Source organism: Dactylosporangium aurantiacum (genome assembly GCF_000716715.1).
In the GTDB taxonomy this organism is placed as follows: domain Bacteria; phylum Actinomycetota; class Actinomycetes; order Mycobacteriales; family Micromonosporaceae; genus Dactylosporangium; species Dactylosporangium aurantiacum.
The window spans coordinates 198259-220838 of sequence record NZ_JNYJ01000005.1 but is presented as its reverse complement, the minus strand read 5'-3'; the positions used below and the strand labels follow the sequence as shown (position 1 = coordinate 220838).

16 protein-coding genes and 1 pseudogene are annotated in these 22580 nt (G+C 72.3%); 11 read left to right on the top strand and 6 right to left on the bottom strand.

From position 1 onward, the window contains the following. Positions 1-86 precede the first annotated feature (86 nt). The 3 genes from OP18_RS07175 to dapF are packed head-to-tail and all read left to right on the top strand — an operon-like array spanning position 87 to position 2525. Positions 87-767 carry a class III extradiol dioxygenase subunit B-like domain-containing protein gene (locus tag OP18_RS07175; protein WP_033357929.1) on the top strand — a complete coding sequence of 227 codons (681 nt, stop codon included), beginning with the start codon at positions 87-89 and terminating at the stop codon, positions 765-767. Continuing rightward, complete coding sequence (miaA, locus tag OP18_RS07170) at positions 662-1669, top strand: tRNA (adenosine(37)-N6)-dimethylallyltransferase MiaA (protein ID WP_081970459.1); 1008 nt, start codon at positions 662-664, stop codon at positions 1667-1669. The genes OP18_RS07175 and miaA overlap by 106 nt, the downstream gene beginning before the upstream one ends. A gap of 4 nt (positions 1670-1673) precedes the next feature. Continuing rightward, the gene (gene dapF, locus OP18_RS07165; RefSeq protein ID WP_033357927.1) at positions 1674-2525 is read left to right on the top strand and encodes a diaminopimelate epimerase; all 852 of its coding nucleotides are present in this window, start codon (positions 1674-1676) and stop codon (positions 2523-2525) included. 2 nt (positions 2526-2527) lie between these two features. Here dapF and OP18_RS07160 read toward each other — a convergent pair whose 3' ends face one another. Further along, a complete protein-coding gene (locus tag OP18_RS07160) occupies positions 2528-3988 on the bottom strand; it encodes an NAD-dependent malic enzyme (RefSeq protein WP_389251538.1) in 1461 nt (486 codons plus the stop codon). Positions 3989-4102: 114 nt separating this feature from the next. Between OP18_RS07160 and hflX the strand changes: the two genes are divergently transcribed. Beyond that, the gene (hflX, locus tag OP18_RS07155) at positions 4103-5512 is read left to right on the top strand and encodes a GTPase HflX (RefSeq protein ID WP_033357925.1); all 1410 of its coding nucleotides are present in this window, start codon (positions 4103-4105) and stop codon (positions 5510-5512) included. Positions 5513-5616: 104 nt separating this feature from the next. Beyond that, positions 5617-7122, top strand: a complete 1506-nt coding sequence (locus OP18_RS07150) for an SdiA-regulated/phytase-like domain-containing protein (protein ID WP_052386326.1) — start codon at positions 5617-5619, stop codon at positions 7120-7122. A 761-nt stretch (positions 7123-7883) separates the two neighbouring features. Here the strand turns inward: OP18_RS07150 and miaB are convergent. Then, positions 7884-9356, bottom strand: a complete 1473-nt coding sequence (miaB, locus tag OP18_RS07145) for a tRNA (N6-isopentenyl adenosine(37)-C2)-methylthiotransferase MiaB (protein ID WP_033357924.1) — start codon at positions 9354-9356, stop codon at positions 7884-7886. A gap of 13 nt (positions 9357-9369) precedes the next feature. Beyond that, positions 9370-10152, bottom strand: coding sequence for a 5'/3'-nucleotidase SurE (gene surE, locus OP18_RS07140; RefSeq protein WP_245635279.1), 783 nt, complete (start codon positions 10150-10152; stop codon positions 9370-9372). A gap of 122 nt (positions 10153-10274) precedes the next feature. On the opposite strand from surE, the gene OP18_RS07135 reads away from it, so the two are divergent. The 5 genes from OP18_RS07135 (at position 10275) to OP18_RS52110 (ending at position 16795) form a co-directional block, all read left to right on the top strand. Next, positions 10275-11021 carry an amino acid ABC transporter ATP-binding protein gene (locus OP18_RS07135; protein WP_389251617.1) on the top strand — a complete coding sequence of 249 codons (747 nt, stop codon included), beginning with the start codon at positions 10275-10277 and terminating at the stop codon, positions 11019-11021. An 18-nt stretch (positions 11022-11039) separates the two neighbouring features. Further along, the gene (locus OP18_RS07130) at positions 11040-11993 is read left to right on the top strand and encodes a glutamate ABC transporter substrate-binding protein (RefSeq protein WP_033357922.1); all 954 of its coding nucleotides are present in this window, start codon (positions 11040-11042) and stop codon (positions 11991-11993) included. An 84-nt stretch (positions 11994-12077) separates the two neighbouring features. After that, the gene (locus OP18_RS07125; protein WP_245635278.1) at positions 12078-12734 is read left to right on the top strand and encodes an amino acid ABC transporter permease; all 657 of its coding nucleotides are present in this window, start codon (positions 12078-12080) and stop codon (positions 12732-12734) included. Further along, complete coding sequence (locus OP18_RS07120; RefSeq protein ID WP_033357921.1) at positions 12731-13594, top strand: amino acid ABC transporter permease; 864 nt, start codon at positions 12731-12733, stop codon at positions 13592-13594. The genes OP18_RS07125 and OP18_RS07120 overlap by 4 nt, the downstream gene beginning before the upstream one ends. 51 nt (positions 13595-13645) lie before the next feature. Then, positions 13646-16795, top strand: coding sequence for an ABC transporter substrate-binding protein (locus OP18_RS52110; protein WP_162189748.1), 3150 nt, complete (start codon positions 13646-13648; stop codon positions 16793-16795). Between the two features lie 9 nt (positions 16796-16804). Here the strand turns inward: OP18_RS52110 and rny are convergent, their stop codons facing one another. Both rny and OP18_RS60360 read right to left on the bottom strand, forming a co-directional pair. Then, the gene (gene rny, locus OP18_RS07105) at positions 16805-18502 is read right to left on the bottom strand and encodes a ribonuclease Y (protein WP_389251614.1); all 1698 of its coding nucleotides are present in this window, start codon (positions 18500-18502) and stop codon (positions 16805-16807) included. A 1122-nt stretch (positions 18503-19624) separates the two neighbouring features. Then, positions 19625-20245: pseudogene (locus OP18_RS60360) on the bottom strand (regulatory protein RecX); the annotation flags it as partial. A gap of 15 nt (positions 20246-20260) precedes the next feature. Here OP18_RS60360 and OP18_RS60355 point away from each other — a divergent pair. After that, on the top strand, positions 20261-20476 hold the full coding sequence (locus OP18_RS60355) for a hypothetical protein (RefSeq protein WP_033357917.1): 216 nt from the start codon (positions 20261-20263) through the stop codon (positions 20474-20476). A gap of 935 nt (positions 20477-21411) precedes the next feature. On the opposite strand, the gene recA is transcribed toward OP18_RS60355, so the two are convergent. Beyond that, positions 21412-22461, bottom strand: a complete 1050-nt coding sequence (gene recA, locus OP18_RS07090) for a recombinase RecA (RefSeq protein WP_033358065.1) — start codon at positions 22459-22461, stop codon at positions 21412-21414. Between the last annotated feature and the right edge of the window lie 119 nt (positions 22462-22580).

The window sequence follows — 22580 nt, the reverse complement described above, 5'->3', positions numbered from 1 at the left end:
CGAGGGCCTGCGGCCGAACCGTGACCATTCCGGTGCCGAACGGGTCGCAGGATGCCGCAAAGACCATCCCCGATAACGTTAAGACCGTGCCACTCGTCGCCGCCGCCGTCTGCCCACATCCGCCGTTGCTCGTGCCGGAGGTGGCCGCCGGGGCCGCGGGCGAGCTGGACGACCTGCGCGCCGCCTGCCGTGCCGCCGTGACCCACCTCCACGCCGCTGACCTGCTCGTCGTGGTCGGTGCCGACGCCACGACGATACGCCGTGAGCCGCCGTTCGGGGGGACCCTGGCACCGTGGGGCATCGACCGGCGGATCGGCGAGGCCACGGACGACCCGCTGCCGCTCAGCCTCCTCATCGGCGCCTGGCTGCTCGAAGACGTAAATATCGGAAATGTGCAGTTCCAGAGTATCGCCGCCGACGCGTCACCCGCCGAGTGCATGGCCCTGGGCAGTGCGCTCACGGCCGGCGGGACCGACGTCGCACTGCTCGTCCTCGGTGACGGCTCTGCGTGCCGGGGTGAGAAGTCACCCGGCTACGACGACCCACGGGCCGAGGCGTTCGACACCGCCGTCGCGGAGGCGCTCGCCAAGGGTGACACCGCGGCGCTGCGGCAGCTCGACCCCGGGCTCGCCGCCGAGCTGCTCGTCGCCGGCCGGGCGCCGTGGCAGGTGCTCGCCGGCGCGGCGGACCGGCCGTTCGGCACCACCGAGCTGCTGCGTCACGAGGCGCCGTACGGCGTCGCCTACCTGGTAGCGAGCTGGCGGTGACCCGCGTCGTCGCCGTGGTCGGCCCGACCGCGGCCGGCAAGTCGGCGCTGAGCCTGCGCCTGGCGCACGAGCTGGACGGCGAGGTGGTCAACGCCGACTCGATGCAGCTCTACCGGGGCATGGACATCGGCACGGCCAAGCTCACCCTCGCCGAGCGCGAGGGCGTGCCGCACCACGTGCTGGACATCTGGGACGTCACCGAGCCGGCGAGTGTCGCGGTGTACCAGCGGCTGGCCCGCGCCGCGATCGACGACATCGCCGCCCGGGGGCGGGTCCCGCTGCTGGTCGGCGGCTCGGGGCTCTACGTGCGGGCGGTGCTGGAGGACTTCGACTTCCCCGGCACCGACACCGCGCTGCGCGAGGCCCTGGAGCAGGAGCTCGCCGAGGTCGGCCCGGAGGCGCTGCACGCCCGGCTGCGCAGCACCGACCCCGAGGCCGCGGAGCGGATCCTGCCCGGCAACGGCCGCCGGATCGTGCGCGCGCTGGAGGTCAACGCGCTGACCGGGACCACGTTCACGGCCCGCCTGCCGTCGCAGCCGCGGCCGGTGTACGACGCGCTGCAGCTCGGCGTCGACGTCGACACGGCGGTGCTGGACGGGCGGATCGAGACGCGCGTCGAGGCGATGTGGGCCGCCGGCCTGGTGGACGAGGTGCGGACCCTCGAGGCGGCCGGGCTGCGCTCGGGGCGCACCGCGGGCGCCGCACTCGGGTACAAGCAGATATTGGACTATTTTTCCGGCCAGTCGGACGAAGCGACCGCGAAGGCCGAAACGGTGCGCGCCACCCGGCGGTTCGTGCGCCGGCAGCGGTCCTGGTTCCGCCGCGACGGGCGGATCGTGTGGCTCGATGGTGGTGCGGGCGACATCACCGCAGCGGCGCTGGAGATCGTGCGGCAAGATTGACGCCATGCGCTTCGCCAAGGGACATGGAACGGGCAACGACTTCGTCATCCTGCCCGACCCCGACGGCGTGCTGCCGTTGACGCCGACGTTCGTCGCCGCGCTCTGCGACCGCCGGCGCGGCATCGGCGCCGACGGCGTCCTGCGCGTGGTCCGCAGCGCCGCCCACCCCGACGCCGAGGCGTCGGCCGGCACCGCCGAATGGTTCATGGACTACTGGAACGCGGACGGCTCGCAGTCGGAGATGTGCGGCAACGGGGTGCGCGTCTACGCCCGCTACCTCGCCGAGGCCGGCCTGGTCGCCCCGGAGGGGTCGTTCAACCTGGTCACCCGGGCCGGGGTGGTGCCGGTGACGATCGGTGAGGAGATCTCCGCCGGGATGCCGATGCCGCGCGTGTACGTGCGCAGCGAGGCCACCAGCGACGGCCGCGTGTTCGGCGGCACGGCCGTCGACGTGGGCAACCCGCACCTGGTCTGCCCGGTCGACGAGCCGACCCTGGAGCGCCTGGACCTGACCCGCGCGCCCGGCGTCGACCCGCTGGTCTTCCCGGCGGGCGTCAACGTCGAGTTCGCCGCGGCGGGCTCACCGCCGGCCGGTGCCGACCTGTACCGGCGGATGCGCGTCTACGAGCGCGGCTCCGGCGAGACCCAGTCGTGCGGCTCGGGCGCGTGCGCGGTGGCGGCGGTCGCCCTCGAGCACGCCGGGCTGGAGACAGGCGTGGTCGTCGTGGACGTGGCCGGTGGCCGGCTCACGATCACCCAGACCGCGTCGGAGTTCCTGCTGGCCGGACCGGCCGTGATCGTCGCGCACGGTGACGTCGACGCCCAGGCGATCCGGCAGCTGGCGCCGTCCTTCTGACCTCAGACCCGCTCGACGGGCGACGGGGCCGAGGACGGCTCGCCGTCCACGGTGCTGTCCAGGTGCGGGCCCTTCGCGGCGGCCCGGACGGCGGCCGCCACCGCCGGGGCGACCCTGGCGTCGAAGACGCTGGGCACGATGACGCTCGGGTTGAGCTTGTCCTCGCCGACCGAGTCGGCGATCGCCTGCGCCGCGGCCACGGCCATCGCCTCGGTGAACTCGCGCGCCTGCGCGTCGAGCATGCCGCGGAACACGCCGGGGAAGGCCAGCACGTTGTTGATCTGGTTCGGCTGGTCGGAGCGGCCGGTCGCGACGATCGCCGCGTGCTCGCGGGCCTCCCGCGGGTCGACCTCCGGGTCCGGGTTTGCCAGGGCGAACACGATCGAGTCCGGCGCCATCGTGGCGATGTCGTCGCCGGTGAGCAGGTTCGGCGCGCTGACCCCGATGAACACGTCGGCGCCGCGCAGGGCGCCCTTCAGGTCGCCGGTGTAGCCGGCCTTGTTGGTGTTCTCGACCAGCCACGGCCAGGCGCCGGTCAGCCCGGTCATGCCGCGGTGCAGGGCGCCGGGCCGGTCGGTGGCGATCACGTCGCCGACGCCCTGGCGCAGCAGCAGCTTGATGATCGCCGTGCCGGCCGCGCCGGCGCCGCTGACCACGACCCGGATGTCGCCCATCGACTTGCCGACCACCCGCAGCGCGTTGGTGAGCGCGGCGAGCACGCAGATCGCGGTGCCGTGCTGGTCGTCGTGGAACACGGGGATGTCCAGCATCTCCCGCAGCCGCTCCTCGATCTCGAAGCAGCGCGGCGCGGCGATGTCCTCCAGGTTGATGCCGCCGTACGCCGGGGCGATGGCCCGCACGATCGAGATGATCTCTTCGGTGTCCTGGGTGTCCAGCGCGACCGGCCAGGCGTCGACCCCGCCGAACCGCTTGAACAGCGCGGCCTTGCCCTCCATGACCGGCATCGCGGCGGCCGGGCCGATGTTGCCCAGGCCGAGCACCGCGGATCCGTCGGTGACGACGGCGACGGTGTTGCGCTTGATCGTCAGGCGGCGGGCGTCGTCGGGGTTCTCGGCGATCGCCAGGCAGACCCGGGCCACCCCGGGCGTGTACGCGCGCGACAGCTCGTCACGGTTGCGCAGCGCGACCTTCGGGGTGACCTCGATCTTGCCGCCGAGGTGCAGCAGGAAGGTGCGGTCGGACACCTTGCGCACGTCGACCCCGTCGAGCTTCTCCAGGCAGGCCACGACCTGCTCGGCGTGGGCTGAGTCGGCGGTGTCGCAGGTCAGGTCGACGACGACCGCGGTGCTGTCGGAGTCGACGACGTCGACCGCCGTGACGACGCCCCCCGCCTCACCGACCGCGGTGGTGAGGCGGCCGATCGCCGAGGCGTCGGCACGGACGGAGACACGGATCGTGATGGAGAACCCGGCGCTGGGCAAACGGTGCGTGGCAGTCGTCACGTCACCCATTCTTATCCCCCGCCCGGCCCCGCCCTCGCACGGGGACATATCAAGTGCCGGGAAGGCGGCGAGGTGTCACGATTGGAGGGTCCTGCAGATCGGAACAAGGAGAACATGTTGCGCGCAACTGCCGCAGAAACCTGGGATCTCGCCGAGGACGGCGACGGCCTGGAGCTCGAGGAGCGGCATGCGCTTCGCCGTGTCGCCGGTCTGTCGACCGAGCTCGCCGACGTCACCGAGGTCGAATACCGCCAACTGCGCCTCGAGCGGGTCGTGCTCGTCGGGGTGTGGACCGAAGGCACCGCCACCGACGCGGAGAACTCCCTCGCGGAGCTGGCCGCCCTCGCCGAGACCGCCGGCTCGCAGGTCCTCGACGGGGTGATCCAGCGCCGCAGCCGGCCCGACTCCAGCACCTACATCGGTAGCGGCAAGGTCGACGAGCTGCGGGCCGTGGTGCAGAGCACCGGCGCCGACACGGTCATCTGCGACGGGGAGCTGTCCCCCTCGCAGCTGCGGACCCTGGAGGCGAAGGTCAACGTCAAGGTCATCGACCGGACCGCGCTCATCCTGGACATCTTCGCCCAGCACGCGAAGAGCAAGGAGGGCAAGGCCCAGGTCGAGCTGGCCCAGCTGCAGTACTTCCTGCCGCGCCTGCGCGGTTGGGGTGAGGCGCTGAGCCGGCAGGCCGGTGGCTCCGCCAGCGGCAACGGCGGCGTCGGCCTCCGTGGTCCCGGTGAGACCAAGATCGAGACCGACCGGCGCCGGATCCGGACCAGGATCAGCCGCCTGAAGCGGGAGATCGCCGCGATGGCGACGATCCGCGACACCAAGCGCGCCACCCGGCGCCGCAACCGGGTGCCCAGCGTCGCGATCGCCGGGTACACCAACGCCGGCAAGTCGAGCCTGCTCAACCGGCTCACCGGCGCGGGCGTGCTGGTGGAGGACGCGCTGTTCGCCACCCTGGACACCACGACCAGGCGGGCCCGCTCGGAGGACGGCCGGATCTACACGCTGTCCGACACCGTCGGGTTCGTCCGGCACCTGCCGCACCAGCTGGTCGAGGCGTTCCGCTCCACCCTCGAGGAGGTCGCCGAGGCAGACCTGGTCCTGCACGTGGTGGACGGCGCGCACGCCGACCCCGAGGAGCAGGTCCGCGCGGTCCGGGAGGTGCTCGCGGAGGTCGGTGCGGATGCGGTACCGGAGCTGCTCGTCGTCAACAAGATCGACGCCGCGGACGAGGAGACCCAGCTGCGGCTGAAGTCCCTGTGGCCCGACGCGGTGTTCGCCTCGGCCCGCACCGGCGCCGGCATCGACGCGGTCCGCGCCGCGGTGGAGCACCGGCTGCCGTGGCCGGCGATCGAGCTCACCGCCGTGGTGCCGTACGAGCGCGGCGACCTCGTCGCCAGGGTCCACACCATCGGTGAGGTGCTCGAAACCGCGCACCTGGCGGAAGGCACCCGCATCCGGGCGCGGATCAACGACGCCCTGGCCGCGGAACTCGCCCCTTTTGCCGTGAAGTCGTAGGTTCAGCCAGTCACTACGAGTGAGAGCCGGACCGGGCGCACCCACGACCGGTCCGGCTCTGCCAAACTTGTCCGATGCGACAACGGGTGGCCTTTGCTTGTGGTGTGGTGACGAGTCTCTTCCTGGGGCTCGCGGCACCTGCCGCGGCCGCCCCGAGCCCGTCCGCCGGCGCACCGCAGTCGGCCGCCGCGGGCGCCGGTCAGCCCGTCTGCACCCCGGACTCGCAGAAGATCAACGAGATCTCCGGCCTGGTCGCGACCGCCACCGGCTACGTAGCGGTCAACGACAGCGCGCCGGCCGGCGGCAAGGCCCGCATCTTCACCCTGGACACGGCCTGCAAGGTGGTCGGCACGCCGATCAACTACGACCCGACGGCCCGCGACCCCGAGGACCTCGCCGTCGACAAGAACGGCACGCTGTGGATCGCCGACATCGGCGACAACATGGAGTCCACCGGCGGCAGCTCCACGCCCCGCCCGACCGTCGCCGTGTGGAACCTGCCGCAGGGCGCGAAGGCCCCGGTCATCAACCGGCTCGCGTACCCCGACGGCAAGAAGCGCGACGCCGAGGCCCTGCTGCTCAACGGCGACGGCACACCGATCATCATCACCAAGGACCCGGTCGGCGAGATCTGGGTGCCCGAGGGCCCGCTGCAGCCCAACACCACCAAGGGCGTCAAGCTCACCCAGCGCGGCACCTTCAGCCCGCAGGAGACGAAGACCGCCAACCCGCTCGCCTTCCTCGGCTGGAAGGCGATCACCGGCGCCGCCTCCTCCCCCGACGGCTCCCGCGTCGTCATCCGCACCTACTCCGACGCCTACGAGTTCGACGTCCAGGGCGGCGACGTCATCAAGGCGATCACCACGGGCAAGCCCCGCATCACGCCGCTGCCCAACGAGGCCCGCGGCGAGGCGATCACCTACTCCACCGACGGCAAGCAGTACATCACCGCCTCCGACGTGCCCGCCGACGTGAAGGCGCCGATCCTCAAGTACACGCCGCAGAACGTCACCCCGGGCAAGGGCGGCGGCGCGGTCCTGCCCACCCCCAAGCCCGACGACCGGTCGTTCCTGGAAGACCTGACGCTGCAGGACATCACCTACATGGTCGCCGCGCTCGGCGTGCTCGGCCTGATCCTCGTGGTCGCCGGCATCATCGGCATCCGCCGCTCCCGCGCGGGCCGTCGCGCCGCCGCCGCCGCGGGCGGCCCGGTCCGCGGCTCGGCCCGCGCCCCCGCCGACGACGACCTGCCGCCGCCTTCCGACGACAACGCCCCGGGCACCGTGTACGGCGCCCGCCCGGCCGCCGCCACCACCCGCGGCGCCGCCGCCGGCGGCACGGTCTACGGCGGCGGTGGCGGTCTTGGTGGCGGCCCTGGTGGCGGTCCCGCGCAGCCCGACCCGCGTGACTTCGACCGCCAGCCGAGCTATCCCCCGCCGCCGCCGTACGACCAGCCCCGAGGCTTCCAGCAGGGCGGCTACCCACCCCCGTCCGCCTCCCCCCAGGGCGCCGTGTACGGCGGCGGTGGCGGGGCCTACGACCAGCGCGGCGGCTACCCGGGCCCGGGCGACCACGACGGCTACGAGCGCGGCTACGCCCCACACCGCTGAACACCGTTGGGCGCTGCCTCCGAGCACTGACGCTGCCGGCGCAGACCAGCCGGCGTCGAAGTGCCGGGGCTCGCACCGTTGGTCATCCGCACGGGCTGACCACACGGGTGGCCGTTCCCACACGGATGCCCGCACGCACCTTGGCGTCGGCGGCATCTGGAGTCTGCGACTGCACCGGAAGAGGCTGCCGGACCCGACGCTGCCGACGAACGGCCACGCCCGCACGGACAGCCGCGTCCGCGTGGACGGTGTCACCGCGCTCTGGCCTCGGCATCAACGGGGTCTGCGGCTGCACCTGAAGGAACTGCCGGGCGCGGCGCTGTCATCCGGGCCCCGCAGTGTGCGACGGCCGCCTCGGTGGCTGATCGCCGTTTCGGACGATCCCCGCCGTTCCGGCACCGATCGCCGTTTCGGCGTCCGACCGCGGTCGCGGACACCCCATCACCGGTTCGGACGCCCGACCGCCGCACCTGAGCACCGGTTCAACGCCCGACCGCCGCACCTGAGCGCCGATGCAGAAGCTCCCCGATCGACGCTTCCGGCGCCCGGTTGCCACCTCGGCAGCACCCGATCACCGTTTCAGGCGCGCGAACGCCGCTTCGGATGCCCGCGCGCCACCTCAGGCGCCTGGCCGCCACCTTCCTCGCGCCTGATCGCTGTTTCGGGCAGGCAGGCAGGCGGGACGCGGCGTTCAGCCCCATGGCGCGCCGCGGGGCCCGGTTGCGCGCCGGTGAGGCGTCAGCCGGGTCCAGCGGGACGCATCAGCAGGAGCGGGCGGAGGCCGGGGCCGGGGGTGGGGTGCCGATGGTGGGCATGCCGAGCGAGACGCCCGGGGTGCGGGTGACGCGGCCGGCCTCCCAGGCGTCGCCGGCGCGGGTGCGGCGGTGGGACAGCAGGGGGCCGTCGGCGTTGAGGTGGTGGGGCGCGGCGTACGTCACCGTGGTGTGCACGATGTCGCCGGGGCGCAGGGAGAGCGACGGATCGGCGGCGAAGTGCACCAGGCGGCCGTCGCGGGCGCGGCCCGACATGCGGCCGGTGGCGCCGTCCTTGCGGCCCTCGCCGACGGCGACCAGGACCTCGACCGGGGTGCCGACGAGCTTCTTGTTCTCGTCCCAGCTGATCTCCTCCAGGGTGGCGATCAGCCGGTCGTACCGCTCCTGCACGACGGCCTTCGGCACCTGCAGGTCCATGGTGGCCGCAGGGGTGCCGGGGCGCTTGGAGTACTGGAAGGTGAAGGCGCTGGAGTACCGGGCGGCGCGCACGACCTCCAGGGTGCGCTCGAAGTCAGCGTCGGTCTCGCCGGGGAAGCCCACGATGATGTCGGTGGTGATGGCCGCGTCGGGCATGGCGGCGCGGACCTTCTCGATGATGCCCAGATAGCGCTCGGCGCGGTACGAGCGGCGCATGGCGCGCAGCACGTCGTCGGAGCCGGACTGCAGGGGCATGTGCAGCGAGTGGCAGACGTTGGGGGTCTCGGCCATCGCGGCGATGACGTCGTCGGTGAAGTCCTTCGGGTGCGGGCTGGTGAAGCGGACCCGCTCGAGGCCCTCGACGTCGCCGCAGGCGCGCAGGAGCTTGCCGAAGGCGAGGCGGTCGCCGAACTCGACGCCGTAGGAGTTGACGTTCTGCCCGAGGAGGGTGACCTCCAGGACGCCCTCGGCGGCCAGGGCGCGGACCTCGGCGAGGATGTCGCCGGGGCGGCGGTCCTTCTCCTTGCCGCGCAGCGCCGGGACGATGCAGAACGTGCAGGTGTTGTTGCAGCCGACCGAAATCGACACCCAGCCGGCGTACGTCGACTCGCGGCGGGTAGGCAGCGTCGAGGGGAAGACCTCGAGGGACTCCAGGATCTCGACCTCGGCGGCGGCGTTGTGGCGGGCGCGCTCCAGCAGCACCGGCAGGGAGCCGATGTTGTGGGTGCCGAAGACGACGTCGACCCAGGGCGCCTTCTTGACGATCTCGCCGCGGTCCTTCTGCGCCAGGCAGCCGCCGACGGCGATCTGCATGCCGGGCTGGGCGAGCTTCGTCGGGCGCAGGTGGCCCAGGTTGCCGTAGAGGCGGTTGTCCGCGTTCTCCCGCACGGCGCAGGTGTTGAACACCACGACGTCCGGCTCCGCGCCGGTGGGCACCGGGACGTAGCCGGCGTCCTCGAGCAGGCCGGAGATGCGCTCGGAGTCGTGCGCGTTCATCTGGCAGCCGTAGGTGATGACCTTGAAGCTGCGAGGGGTCTCAGTCATAGCAGCGCAAAGTCTAGCCGCCGACGTGTTCGCCGGCGGTATCCACCAGCCCGGGCAGCGCGATGTCCGACGCCTCCCGGGACGGGCGCACGGGTGTGACCGCGACGTAGCCGTCCAGCAGCCACGCGTCGTCGCTGCCCGGCTCCGCGCCGTGGTCGCTCTGCTCCAGGGACATCCGCACGTACCCGTGGCCCTGCTCCATCAGGACCATCTGCACGGCGCCGAACTGCGCGAGGGTCGCCCGGCGGATGCCGCGCAGGTCGCCGGCGTCCAGGTTGGGCACGTTGACGTTGAGCACGAACTCGGGGCTGAGCAGCGGCATCAGGTCGCCGGCCACCTCCGCGGCGGTCTCCCAGTAGGCGTACGGGTCGTCGTCGGTGGGGCGGAAGGACACGTCGAGGGAGACCGCCATGGCGCGGCAGCCGTTGGCGACGGCGGTGAAGGCGGCGCCGACGGTGCCGGAGTGCAGGACGGCCGCGCCGGTGTTGGGGCCGCGGTTGATGCCGGAGAGCACGACGTCGGGCTCGGGGCCGTACGCGCCGCGGGTCGCCATCAGCGCGATGAACGCCGGCGACGCGGAGACGGCGAACGTCGGCACCCCGGGGAAGAGCTCGGCACGGATGTCGGTGGCGATGCGCCCGTCGGCCTCGACACCGGTCAGGGACGTCCCCGCGCCGCTGGCCTCGCGGGCGGGGGCCGCCACCACCACGTCGTGGCCCTGGCGGACCGCCATCGCGGCGAGCGCGTGCAGGCCGGGGCTGTCGATGCCGTCGTCGTTGGTCACCAGGATGCGCATGGTCATCATTGTGACAAGCCCAGGCCGTTATCCGTCCGTGACCGCTATGCGGGTGTTCGTGGGCATCGCCACGGCTAACGTCGAGCCCACCGACGGAGCCAGGGTGCACAGCGATGGGGCGGATGATGACGAACGAGCCTTTGATCGTGCTCAGCGGCGTCAACAAGTGGTTCGGCGAGTTGCACGTCCTCAAGGACGTGAACCTGTCGATCGCGCGCGGCGAGGTCGTCGTCGTGATCGGCCCGTCGGGCTCGGGCAAGTCGACGCTGTGCCGGGCGATCAACCGGCTGGAGCCGATCAACAACGGCGAGATCGTCTTCGACGGCACCCGCCTGCCGGAGGAGGGCCGCCCGCTCGCCCGGCTGCGCAGCGAGGTCGGCATGGTGTTCCAGTCGTTCAACCTGTTCGCGCACAAGACCATCCTCGAGAACGTGATGCTCGGCCCGGTCAAGGTCCGCAAGGAGAAGTCGGACGTGGTGCGGCAGCGCGCCATGAGCCTGCTGGACCGGGTGGGGATCGCCGCGCAGGCGCAGAAGTACCCGGCGCAGCTGTCCGGCGGTCAGCAGCAGCGGGCCGCGATCGCCCGGGCACTCGCCATGCAGCCCAAGGCGATGCTGTTCGACGAGCCGACCAGCGCGCTGGACCCGGAGATGGTCGGCGAGGTGCTCGACGTGATGACGGGCCTGGCGAGCGAGGGCATGACGATGGTCGTCGTCACGCACGAGATGGGCTTCGCCCGCCACGCCGCGAACCGGGTCGTGTTCATGGCCGACGGCCAGCTGGTCGAGGAGGCGGACCCGAAGACGTTCTTCGCCAATCCGCGCACCGATCGGGCCAAGGACTTCCTGTCGAAGATTCTCACCCACTGAAAGGGGATAGCGACCATTATGCGTATCACGCGGATCGCCGCGGCAGCCGCCGCCGTCACGCTTGCGCTGGGCCTGGCCGCCTGCGGCAAGGAGGGCACGCCCACGCCGTCGGCTGACGGCGGCACGTCCGGCGCGCCGACCAGCGACGCCTGCACCTCCTCGGGCACCACGTTCACGCCGGCCAGCGGCGTGGCCATCGCGGGCAGCCCGACGTTCGAGAAGATCAAGGCGGCGGGCAAGGTCGTCATCGGCGTCAAGTTCGACCAGCCCAACCTGGGCTACAAGGACGCGTCCGGCAAGCGCTGCGGCTTCGACATCGAGATCGCCCAGCTGATCGCCTCGAAGCTCGGCATCGACCCGGCGAAGATCGAATACAAGGAGATCGCCTCCGCCAACCGCGAGACGGCGATCAAGGGTGGCGAGGTCGACTACTACGTCGGCACGTACTCGATCACCGAGAAGCGCAAGGCGGACGTGTCGTTCGCCGGCCCGTACTTCGTCGCCGCCCAGGACCTGCTGGTCCGCAAGGACGACACGTCGATCACCGGCGCGGACTCCCTCAAGGGCAAGACGGTCTGCTCGGCGACCGGTTCCACGCCGATCCAGCGGGTCCGTGACCAGAAGCTGACCGACAAGATCGTGGAGTTCAAGACGTACTCCGAGTGCGTGTCGCAGCTGCTGGACAAGAAGGTCGACGCGGTCACCACCGACGACGCGATCCTGAAGGGCTTCGCGGCGCAGAGCCCGTCGCAGCTGAAGGTCGTCGGCAAGCCGTTCGTCGACCCGGCGACCGGCAAGGCCTACCCGGAGAAGTACGGCATCGGCCTGCCGCACGACGACAAGGCGCTGCGTGACTTCGTCAACGCCGCCCTCGAGGCCGCGTTCACCGACGGCACCTGGCAGAAGGTGTACGACGGCACGCTCGGCAAGTCCGGCTCGGCGGGCAGCCCGCCGGCGCTCGAGAAGTACTGATCCCTGACGTGACGGGGCGCCGCCTTCGCCGGCGGCGCCCCGCGCGCATGTCCCAACCCCAACCAGCGAAGCGGAGGTGACGGCGTGAACGAATTCATCCACGTCCTGACGGACAACTGGGACGTCTTCGGCTCCCACTTCCTGGAGACGATCAAGCTCTTCCTGATCGCCGCCGTCGGTTCGATGGTGCTCGGCACGCTGCTGGCCGCGATGCGGGTGTCCCCCGTCCCGGCGCTGCGCGGGTTCGGCAGCACCTACGTGCTGCTGCTGCGCAACACGCCGCTCACGCTGGTCTTCGCGCTGCAGGTGTTCGCGCTGCCGAAGCTCGGCGTCACGTTCGACTTCACCACCGGCGCCTGCGTGGCGCTGACGGCGTACACCAGCGCGTTCGTGTGCGAGGCGCTGCGCTCCGGCATCAACACGGTGCCGGTCGGGCAGGCCGAGGCCGCCCGCGCGCTGGGCATGACGTTCACCCAGGTGCTGACCAACGTGGTGCTGCCGCAGGCGTTCCGCACCGTGGTGCCGCCGCTGGTGAGCGTGCTCAACGCGATGCTCAAGAACACCACCGTCGCGGCCGGCTTCTCGGTCGCCGAGGCGGGCGCGATCACGTTCTACCTGTCCGAGCGCGGTGAGAACCAGATCTACGGGCTGCTCTGGATCGCGATCGGGTTCCTGGTCCTCGTCGTGCCGCTGGTAGCGGTACAACGGATGCTCGAACGACGCTGGAAGGTCGCGCGATGAGCAACGTCCTCTACGACCTGCCCGGCCCCAAGGCCCGGCTGCGGTACCGCATCATCGGCATCCTCAGCGGCGCCGCGATCGTGCTGCTGCTGGCGTACATCGGCTGGCGCTTCTACGACACCGGCCAGTTCGAGCCGATCCGCTGGCAGCAGTTCCAGTTCAAGCAGATCCAGCAGGACCTGCTCGACGGCTACCTCACCACGCTCAGCGCCGCCGGGACCGCCGCCGTGCTCGCGCTGCTGCTCGGCGCGGTGCTGGCCACCGGGCGGCTCAGCGACCACATGGTGTTCCGCGCGCCGGCCACGAGCTTCGTCGAGCTGTTCCGCGCGGTCCCGCTGCTCATCCTGATCTTCTTCGCGTACTACGGCCCGATCCAGCTCGGCTACAAGGTCGGCCCGTTCTGGCCGCTCGTGATCGGCCTGACGTTCTACAACGGCGCCGTGCTGTCGGAGATCTTCCGCGCCGGCATCCTCGCCGTGTCCCGCGGGCAGTCCGAGGCCGCGTACGCGCTCGGCATGCGCAAGTCGCAGGTCATGCTGTCGATCCTGCTGCCGCAGGCGGTCCGGGCGATGCTCCCGGCGATCGTCAGCCAGCTGGTCGTGCTGCTCAAGGACACCGCGCTCGGCTTCATCATCCAGCTGCCGGAGCTGCTGTACTTCGGCAAGCAGATCGGCGGGCGGCTGCCGTTCGGCTTCCCGTACGTGCCGAGCTACCTCGTCGTGGCCGTCGTCTACATCGGCACCTGCGGCCTGCTGTCGTGGTTCGCGTTCTGGCTGCAGCGGCGCCTCATGGGCGGCCCGAAGCAGGTGAAGACCACCGCGAAGGCCGTCAAGCTGACCGACGTCGGACAGGCAGTTTGAGCTAGCCGAACGATGATTGGCAAGGTTGCGCAGAGTACGTACGCTGCGCGGGTGGCGGACACCGGCTTTCGTTTGGGCATCGACTTCGGCACCTCGAACACCGTCGCCGTGCTCCGCTGGCCGGACGGCCGCACGAAGCCGCTGCTGTTCGACGGTTCGCCGCTGCTGCCCTCCGCCGTCTACGTCAACGCCGACGGGACCATCCTCACCGGCCGCGACGCGGTGCACTCGGCGCGGCTGCAGCCGCACCGGTTCGAGCCCTACCCGAAGCGGCGCGTCGAGGAGGGCACCGTCTGGCTCGGCGAGCAGGACGTGCCGGTCATCGACCTCGTCGCGACCGTCCTGCGCCGGGTCGCCGCCGAGTCCTACCGGGTGGCCGGCACCCACCCGGCCGAGGTCAACCTGACCCACCCGGCGACGTGGCCGCCGCAGCGCCGGCAGACCCTCGCCCAGGCCGCCACGGCCGCCGGGTTCCCGCAGCCGTTCCTGTCCTCGGAGCCGGTCGCCGCGGCGTCCTACTTCGTCGGCACCGTCGGCACGCACGTCCCCGTCGGCGGCATCGCCGTCGTGTACGACTTCGGCGCCGGCACCTTCGACGCGAGCGTGGTGCGCCGCAACGCCGGCGGCGGCTTCGACGTCCTCGCCAGCGAGGGCCTTCCCGACGCGGGCGGCCTCGACGTCGACGCCGCGGTCGTGGCGTACCTGGGCCGCAACTTCACCGGCCGGGAGGGCGACCAGTGGCGCCGCCTGACCAACCCGGAGAGCGAGGCCGACCGGCGCGCGGCGTGGCAGCTGTGGGAGGACGCCCGGCTGGCCAAGGAGATGCTCAGCCGCGCCGCGACCACCTACGTGCACGTGCCGCTGTTCGACGAGAGCGTGCCGATCGGACGTGAGCAGCTGGAGCAGCTCGCCAAGCCGATCCTGGACCGCACCGTCACCGCGACGCAGCTGGCGGTGACCTCCGCGGGGGTCGCCGGGCAGCCGCTCGCGGCGGTGTTCCTGGTCGGCGGCTCCTCGCGCATCCCGCTCGCCGCGACGCTGCTGCACCGCGCGTTCGGGCTGGCACCGACCGCGATCGAGCAGCCCGAGCTGGTCGTGGCCGAGGGCGCGCTGCACCTGGCGCCGCCGACCGGGCGCGCCCCCGTCGCCGGGGTGCCGGCCGGTGGCCCCGCCGGTTCGCCGACGTCCGGCGCGTCGGGGCCGTTCGGTCCCGTGCCGACCTCCGGTGTGCCCGCATCGGGCGGGCCGTCCTCGGGCGGACCGTCGTCCGGCGGGCCCGCGGGCGGCGGTCACGAGCCGAGCGGGGACGTGTCGGCGCAGCCGGTGTCCGCGCAGCCGGTGTCGCCGGGCTTCAGCGTGCCGTCGATGAACCCGGGGTTGCCGCCGCTGCTGCAGACCGGGTCGATGCCGGTGGTGCCGGGCGGGCAGCAGCCGCCGCAGCAGGTGTACCAGCAGCCGGCGCCGCGGCCCGGGGTCCCGACGCACGGCCAGGGGGTGCCGCAGCAGCGGCCCGGGGTGCCGCAGGTCCCGCCGCAGGGAGTGCCGCCGCAGGGGATGCCGCAGCAAGGAGTGCCGCAGGGGCAGCGCCCGCCGGTCCAGCCGCAGGTGCAGCAGCGGCCGCCGGTCGTGCCGCCGGTCGCCGCGCAGCCCGTCCAGCAGGGCTTCCCGCAGCCCGTCCCGCCGCAGCCGCACCAGCCGGTCCCGCAGCAGGCGGCCCAGCCGTTCCCGCCGCAGGCGCAGCCGTTCCCGCCGCAGCAGCCTGTACCGCCGCAGCCGCAGCCGCAACCGCCGGTCCAGCCTGCGCCGCCCGTACCGCAGCAGCAGCCACAACCCGTGCAGCAGGGCTTCCCGCAGCAGTTCCCGCCGGTCGCCGTGCCGCGGCCGCAGGTGAGCGCGCCACCGTCGTCCGGCCCGCCGGTGTCGGGACCGCCGGCCGGTCCGGGGCAGGGCTGGCCGTCGGGCGGGCAGGGCTTCCCGCCCGGCACCCCGCGCCGGCGCCGGACCGGCACGCTGGTCACCGCGGTCGGCGGCGGGGTCCTCGCGCTGATCCTCGTCGTCGCCGGCGTCGTCTGGGCCGTCAACCGCGACGGTGGCGGCGGCACACCCGGCGGCGACGGCAGCAGCGGCCCGTCCTACCAGGCCGGCCCGGCGGTGTCCGCGGCCTGCGGGCACAAGATCGCCTTCCTGGGCATCCTCGCCGGCACCGGCTCCAAGGACAGCAACGGCATGCGCAACGCCACCAAGCTGGCCGTCGACGACTACAACGCGAAACACCCCGGCTGCAACGTCGGGTTCGCGGAGTTCGACACGAAGGGCACCGAGGCGGGCAGCAAGACCGCCGCCGAGGACCTGGTCGCCGACAGCGAGGTGATGGGCGTCGTCGGACCGGCGTACCGCACCGAGATCCTCGCCGCCGCGCCGGTGCTGGAGAAGGCCGGCATCCCGTTCCTCACGCCGTTCGCGCCGGACGTGGACCTCGCCGGGAAGGGCTGGTCGACGTTCCACCGGCTCATCGCCAACGACAAGGACCAGGCCGAGGCCGGCGGCCGCTACCTCAAGAACAAGCTGCGCGCGTCGAAGGTCGTCGTGGTGTACGACGACAGCGACGTCGGCGGCGTGGCCCGCCAGGCGGTCACCAGCACGCTCGGCGGGGCGGTGGCGGCGAGCGTCGCGATCCGCCGCAAGGACACCGAGTTCGCCGGCCCCGTCGGCCAGGTGACGAACGCGAACCCCGACGCGGTGTACTACGCCGGCGAGTCCGACGACGGCACCACGTTCATCAAGGCGCTGCGCACCGCGAAGCCGGGCCTCCCGGTCGTCGTCACCGACCGGCTGTTCACGCAGCTGTTCGTCGACACCCTCGCCAAGACCGCGGACGGGATCGTGGTGACCTGCCCGTGCATCCCGAGCGACCAGGCCGGCGGGGACTACGCGTCGCGCTACCAGGCGGTGTACAAGGCCAACGCCGGCTATTACGGCCCCGAGGCGTACGACGGCGCGAACATCCTCCTGGCGGGCTTCACGGCCGGCAAGGGGACCCGCGCGGACCTGCTCGCCTTCGTGCACAAGTACGAGGGCAAGGGCGTCGCGCGCGCGTACAAGTTCGCGGCCAACGGCGACCTGTCGGTGCCGGAGCCGCTGATCTGGTCGTACAAGATCACCAGCCCGTACACGTCGCCGGAGTCGGTGATCGCCCCGTAGGCGGCGTGCCTACCGGGCGATCTCGGTGACCCGCGACTCGCGCACGACGGTGACGCGGATCTGGCCGGGGTAGGTCAGCTCCTCCTCGATCTGCTTCGCCACGTCGCGGGCGAGCACGGCGGCGCCGATGTCGTCGACGTCGTCGGGGCGGACCATGACCCGGATCTCGCGGCCGGCCTGCATCGCGAAGACCTTCTCGACGCCGGACTTGCCGGCGGCGATCTCCTCGATGCGTTCGAGGCGCTTCACGTACGCCTCCAGGCTCTCCCGGCGGGCGCCGGGGCGGCCACCGGAGCAGGCGTCGGACGCCTGGGTGAGCACGGCCTCGATGGTCTGCGGGAGGACCTCGTTGTGGTGCGCCTCGATGGCGTGCACGACGTCCTCGGACTCGCCGTACTTGCGGGCCACGTCGGCGCCGATCAGCGCGTGGCTGCCCTCGACCTCGTGGGTCAGGGCCTTGCCGATGTCGTGCAGGAACGCGCTGCGCTTGATGAGCTTCGGATCCAGCCGCAGCTCGCTGGCCATGATGCCGGCGATGTGGGCGGTCTCGACGAGGTGCTTGAGGACGTTCTGCCCGTAGGAGGTCCGGTACCGCAGCCGCCCGAGCAGCGTCATCAGCTCCGGGTGCAGGTCGGTGATGCCGACCTCCACGAGGGCGTCCTCGGCGGCGCGCAGGCAGAGGCGCTCGACCTCGTGCTTGGCCTGCTCGAACACCTCCTCGATGCGGTGCGGGTGGATCCGGCCGTCGAGCACGAGCTTCTCCAGCGTCAGTCGGCCGATCTCCCGGCGCACCGGGTCGAAGCAGGACAGCAGCACCGCCTCCGGCGTGTCGTCGATGATCAGGTTCACCCCGGTCGTCGACTCGAACGCGCGGATGTTGCGGCCCTCGCGGCCGATGATGCGGCCCTTCATCTCGTCGCTGGGCAGGTGCAGCACGCTGACGACGCTCTCCGCGGTCTGCTCGCTCGCGACCCGCTGGATGGCGTCGACGACGATGTGCCGGGCCCGCTGGTCGGCGGTGTTGCGGGCGTCGTTCTCGATGTCGCGCACCAGCAGCGCGGCCTCGCGCTTCGCCTGCGCCTCGATCGTCTCGATGACCTCGAGCCGGGCGGCGTCGGTGGTGAGCCCGGCGACCCGCTCGAGCTCCTCCCGGTGCCGCTCCTCGCCGGCGGCGATCTCGGCCTCGCGGCGGGTCAGGGCCGCCTCCCGTTCGAGCAGGTCCGCCTCGGTGGCGGTGATGCGCCGGTCCCGCTCGGCGAGCCGCTCGGCCTCCTCGGCGAGCAGCCGCTCCCGCTCGTCCAGCCGGCGCTGGCGCCGCTCCGCGTCCTGCGACTGCTCCTTCGCCACGGTCGTGAGCTGACTGACCTCGCGCTCCCCCGCGCGGCGCGCGGCGGCCCGGGCCTGCTCGGCGTCGACCTCCGCCTGCCGGTGCGCGCGCTCCAGCAACGAGTCGGCCTCGGCCCTCGCCCCGTCGAGGATGCGCCGCGCCTCCGACCGCGCGGAGCTGGCCTCCGCCTTGGCCGCCGCCGCTTCGGTACGCGCGGCCGCCGCCACGGCCCTTGCCTCCTCGACGGCGGCGGTGGCATCCTCGGCGGCGGTCCGCAACGAGGCGAGCGAGTGCTCCTGCCGGTCCTTCTCGGCGAGGAACGCGGGATCCTCGGCAACAGGCTGAGCGGGCGCGGTGGCGGCGGTGTGCAGCCGGCGCATGACCTTCAGCGAGAGCAGCAGCGCGGCCAGGACGCCGAAGCCGATGACGACGACCACGACGACGAGCACGGCCTGGAGCCCGGTCACGCGGTCACCTCGGCGGCTGCGGTCGCGGCCGGGTGGCCGGCGAGCGGCCGGCGGGCGGGCGGGTCGCCGATGACCGGTTCACCGGCGGCCGGTTGGCTGGCGGGTCGTTCGCTTGCGGGTCGTTCGCAGCGGATGACCGGGGCGCATTCCGTCACGACGTCACCTCGCTCCGCTCGGCGCTGCGCAGAGTGGCGCAACGCGGGATGTTGTGGAGGAGACGCCCGACCACACACTGCCATCAAGATGTATCAATATCGAGGCACAGGGTGCCCCGATAACGGGTCGACACCGCCACCTCCCGCAAGGCGCGATGCTTATATGTCGTGCGTAAACGTTGCTGATCTGTGACGCGATCTATGTTGTGCGGTAAACCCGCGGTGGTTGGGCGGTCTCCATCTGGTAACGCCGAGGCTAGGTCGTGAAGGGCGCTTCGGTCAAGGACTCATGATCGGGCACCATACGGGACGTAAGTCCGTCAAGACCCTTGCCAGGCGAAACACCCTACCAGCGCCATTTGACCAGAACTTTCCGGCATGTCGGTCGTAGAACGGCCAATCTTGTCGACCGACTGTAGCCACCCGGACGCGCCCCGCTCAACTCGGACCTTGACGCCGCTGCAATCATCCCACCACAGACCGTACAACCGCCAATCACCTCATCGACGCCCGTCGCATCCTGGCGGAGGTTGGTGACCGCTCACACGACCCCTGGGCGGTCGCCTGCGGCGGGGAGCGGATGGTGGCCTGCTGATCACGGAGGGTTTCCGCCGCGGTGACGATGTCGGCCGGCCTCCCGCTGCCGGCGCGGCGTGCTGGTGCCTTGCGTCGCGGTCCGCGTGCGGGACCTGGTTCGCCGACGAGTGCTGCGCCCTTCGCGGTCCCGCACGCCCTTCGCGGTCCCGCACACCCTTCGCGGTCCCGCACGGGCCTGCCCGCCGCGCGGGCGGGTGGCGTGGTCTCGGTCCGTGCCGTGGTCGCGGTGCTGGTCCCCGGGCGCGTCCTCACCTGATCGGCCGCCTTCGGCCGGCACGGCCGGTCAGCGTTGGTCGGGGTCGAGGGCGGCGTCGGCGAGGGCGTCCGGATCGATCCCGTCGGCGAACTCGGCGGCGTCGGCGCGCTCGGCCAGGCAGTCCTTCACGATGCGGATGGCCATGCCCGGCGGGTACCCCTTCCTGGCCAGCATCCCGACCAGCCGCCGGAACACCGCCTCGGGGGGAGCGCTGGACTCCACCCGCAGGCGCCTGGCGACCAGGGCCCTGGCGGTCTGCTCCTCGACGTCCGGGTCGAGCTCGTCGAGCGCCTCGCCGACCTCGTCGGACGAGACCCCCTTGCGGCGCAGCTCCCCCGCGAGCGCCCGCCGGGCGAGCCCTCGCCCGTGGTGCCGGCTGGCCACCCACGCCCGGGCGAACGCGGCGTCGTCGATGATGCCGACCTCGTCGTACCGGTCGAGGATCTCGTCGGCGATCTCGTCCTCGACCCCGCGCTTGCGCATGGCGGTGGCAAGCTCGAGCCGGGTCCTCGGCCGCACCGCGAGCTGCCGCAGGCAGATCTCCCGCGCCGCTTCCCGCGGATCGAGCGGCGCGGCCGGCTGACCACCCCGCCGTCCACCGCCGCCTCGCCGCCGGCCCCGCCCCTGCGGCTCGTCCCCGTCCCGCGGTGCCCCGGTGCCGTCGTGCTCAGCCGCGCCCCCGCCCTGAGGCGCGGCGTCGTCCCGCTGGAGCCCGGTGTTGTCGCGCTGGAGCCCGGTGTTGTCGCGCTGGAGCCCGGTGTTGTCGCGCTGGAGCCCGGTGTTGTCGGGCTGGAGTTCAGTGCCGTCGGGCTGGAGTTCGATGCCGTCGGACGGGAGATCGGCGCCGTCGGGATGGAGCCCGGTGCCGCGCTCGCGTGAGTCGCGCCGAGAACGTCTGCCGGAGGATCGGCCCGTCCGGGGGCTCTCGGTGTTGCGCTGACCGGTGGCCGGGCGGTCGCCGGCGGGTCGGCGCCGGGTGCCGGGACTGCCGCCGGCTGGGGTGCCGTTGTCGAGGTCGGCCAGCCAGGCGGGCGGGGCGACGCGCTCGGCGGGAGGGATGCGGGTGGCCGAGACGTCGCTGTGCTCGGGGTCGGACGGCCAGCCCGGTGGGACGGCTCCCGGGGCGGTCCTCCTGGAACTCGCCGGTCGCCCAGCGGTGGCGCCGCCCGGCTCAGGTCCGGTGCCCGGGTCGCTCCAAGGGTTGAAGGACCCGGCTCCCCACGGACCGGTCTCCGACGACCCGCCGCTCACAGGTTCGACGCCCGCAGGTCCGGCGGTCGCAGGTCCGGCGGTCGCAGGCGGAGCAGTCGCGGGCCGAACAGCAGAGGGCCGAGCAGTGGCGCCCCCGGAGGTCGCAGGGCCGGTGGTCGTCTCGGCCTCGGCGGACAGCCAAGGATTGTCGTCGCCCATGTCGGCAAAGAGCCAGGGGTTGTTCGCCGACGCGGCCGCGAGCGCCGCTGTGACGTCGGACCCGGCCGCGGGCGCCGCCGCGGCACCGGGCTCGGCGGCGGGCGCCGCTTCGGCGCGGCTCTCGCCCGGCTGACCGCCTGGATCGGTGGGATCGCTGGATCGCCGCCTGGCCGGCACGAGCACACCTCCGAAGAACCATGAAACGAGCCCACGACAGGCGGCGCACCGCGCCACCCGAGGGCAAGGCTGCCACCCGCACACCGGGCAGAGCCCCAACGCAGCCAGGCGCCCGGCCCGGACAAGGGCCGGCGGGGCCGGGCCGCGGGGCGGGCCTCCCGACGGAGGTCCTCCCGCGGACCGGCACCGAACGCCGTGGGTCGCGCGTGGGACGAGGAGCGGCGCGGTCAGAAGTCGACCGGGACCACCTCGGGGCCGCTGGCGGCGTCCGTGGCCTGGCCGACGCCCACGCCCAGCTTCTCCTTGATCTTCTTCTCGATCTCGGCGGCGACGTCGGGGTTCTCCCGCAGGAACTTGCGGGAGTTCTCCTTGCCCTGGCCGAGCTGGTCGCCATCGTAGGTGTACCAGGCGCCGGCCTTGCGGATGATCGTCTGCTCGACACCGACGTCGATGAGGGAGCCCTCGCGGGAGATGCCCTTGCCATACATGATGTCGAACTCGGCCTGCTTGAACGGCGAGGCCACCTTGTTCTTCACGACCTTGACGCGGGTGCGGTTGCCCACCACGTCGGTGCCGTCCTTGAGGCTCTCGATGCGGCGCACGTCGAGACGGACCGACGAGTAGAACTTCAGCGCGCGACCACCGGTCGTGGTCTCCGGGCTGCCGAACATGACGCCGATCTTCTCGCGGAGCTGGTTGATGAAGATCGCGGTGGTGCCGGCGGTGTTGAGGGCACCGGTGATCTTCCGCAGCGCCTGGCTCATGAGGCGGGCCTGGAGGCCGACGTGGCTGTCGCCCATCTCGCCCTCGATCTCGGCGCGCGGCACGAGGGCGGCGACCGAGTCGATGACGATGATGTCGAGGGCGCCGGAGCGCACCAGCATGTCGACGATCTCGAGGGCCTGCTCACCCGTGTCCGGCTGGGAGACGAGCAGCGCGTCGGTGTCGACGCCGAGGGCCTTGGCATAGTCGGGGTCGAGGGCGTGCTCCGCGTCGATGAACGCGGCGATGCCGCCCTGGGCCTGGGCGTTGGCGATGGCGTGGAGGGCGACGGTCGTCTTACCGCTGGACTCGGGGCCGAAGACCTCGATGACCCGGCCGCGCGGCAGGCCGCCGATCCCGAGCGCCACGTCGAGGGCGATCGAGCCGGTCGGGATCACGGACATCGGTGCGATGACCCGCTCGCCCAGCCGCATGACTGAGCCCTTGCCGAACTGCTTGTCGATCTGCGAGAGGGCGAGCCCGAGCGCCTTCTCCCGGTCAGGTTGCACTGCCATGTCCGTCACCCCTGAGTTCGCGGTCTTCGTCGGCGTTCGTTTATTCACGCTGACAAGGTAAGCGCCGGGTATGACAAAAAACCGGCACCGACGCCTGAGGAGAGTACCCGTACATCTGT